This is a genomic window from Aestuariicoccus sp. MJ-SS9 (genome assembly GCF_032586235.1).
GTDB lineage: Bacteria > Pseudomonadota > Alphaproteobacteria > Rhodobacterales > Rhodobacteraceae > Aestuariicoccus.
The window spans coordinates 1-1,339 of record NZ_JAWHTD010000117.1 but is presented as its reverse complement, the minus strand read 5'-3'; the positions used below and the strand labels follow the sequence as shown (position 1 = coordinate 1,339).

Sequence of the window (1,339 nt, the reverse complement as noted above, 5' to 3'; positions counted from 1 at the left end):
GACGGTTTTGTATTTCAATACAAAATCTTAATGGATGTCGTGTGCGCTGTATATGCAACTTGAAATCGCGCTATGGCTAGGTGCGATCGGCTCTGTTTTCCGTCAAGTCAGAGGGAGTACAAATGAATGGCCTTGCCTTGCGTTGTCGCGATGTGCCAAATCCCTTGGCTTAGTGGCGTCGGCGAAAAGGGCCGCAGTTCAAAGAGACAGCAGCACGGAAAAGTGAAGCACGAACGACCTGCGACAGGTCTGTCTTGCGCCATTGACTCCGATCCCCGAAGGCCTGCATCCGCCTCTTGGTGCTACAATGATCAAGCCGGATCGAACATCTTGTCGAGAAATGCCTGAACGACTGGATCCGGAACGGCGGTTCTGTGTCGGATGGTATAAACTGGCAGACTAGTCAGCTTGTAGTCTGCAAGGCACTCGACCAGGGAACCGGACGAGATCATTCCTTCGACGAAGTGCGAGGGCGGAGAGGAAATGCCTGCGCCGGTAAGGGTCAGGTCCACCATCGCTTCGATGCTGTTGACCGAGATGTTGCCCGCTTGGCTTGTCTCAATCCTCGTTCCGTCCGGAGCGATGAAGGTGCGGCGTTCTTCAAGTCCAGTGAACTTGATCCACGGAATCCCGCGCAGATCGCCCGGTACGTTCATGGGACCGTGCTTTGCTACGAAGTCCGGGTGGCCAACGAGATTGCGCGGCATGTCCCAGAGATGTCGGCAGAGAAGACTGGAATCGCGCAACTGGCCGATGCGAAGCGCAACATCTACCCGCTCGGACACCATATCGCTCGGGCGATTGTCGTAATGCAGGTGCAACTCGACGTTCGGGTAGGTGGTTGAAAACCGGGTGATACGCTGGGACACAAATGAATGGGACAGCGCCGTCGTCAAGGATACCGTCAACCGGCCCGAGAGGGCGCTGTCAGACGCGCGCGCCTCGGAAAAACCGGCCTTCGCCGCATCGAGCATCGTTTCGGCGTGAACGAGGAACTTCGCGCCGCTGTCGGTCAGCGCGAAGCGACGCGTCGAGCGGTACAGCAGGGGCGTCCCCACGGCGTCCTCTAGCGCGCGGACATGATAGCTCACCGCAGACGGGGTCATCTGCAATCGATCCGCCGCAGCGCGGAATTGGCCGGCGCGGACGACCTCGACGAATACGGCAGTGGATTTCAGATGATCTATCATTGTGAAGCCCAGCTAATTTAATATTTCGAATAGTACAACTTGTTCGAATTTCTGCCGCTCACTATTCGGGATGGCGTTGTTGCAGAACTAGGGCTTGAGGCGTGATTGCCCCTTTCCCCGCTGAGATCATGCCACGCGGATGATCTCGG

Annotated in this window: 1 protein-coding gene; it reads right to left on the bottom strand. The window is 56.8% G+C overall.

The window, feature by feature from the left end; genetic code table 11:
• Positions 1 to 311 precede the first annotated feature (311 nt).
• Positions 312 to 1,190 carry a LysR family transcriptional regulator gene (locus tag RXV88_RS23500; protein ID WP_316296165.1) on the bottom strand — a complete coding sequence of 293 codons (879 nt, stop codon included), beginning with the start codon at positions 1,188 to 1,190 and terminating at the stop codon, positions 312 to 314.
• Positions 1,191 to 1,339: the final 149 nt, after the last annotated feature.

Coding starts and splice junctions, on each gene's coding strand:
- RXV88_RS23500 (WP_316296165.1), bottom strand. CDS start 1,190: ATGATAGATCATCTGAAATCCACTGCCGTATTCGTCGAGGTCGTCCGC.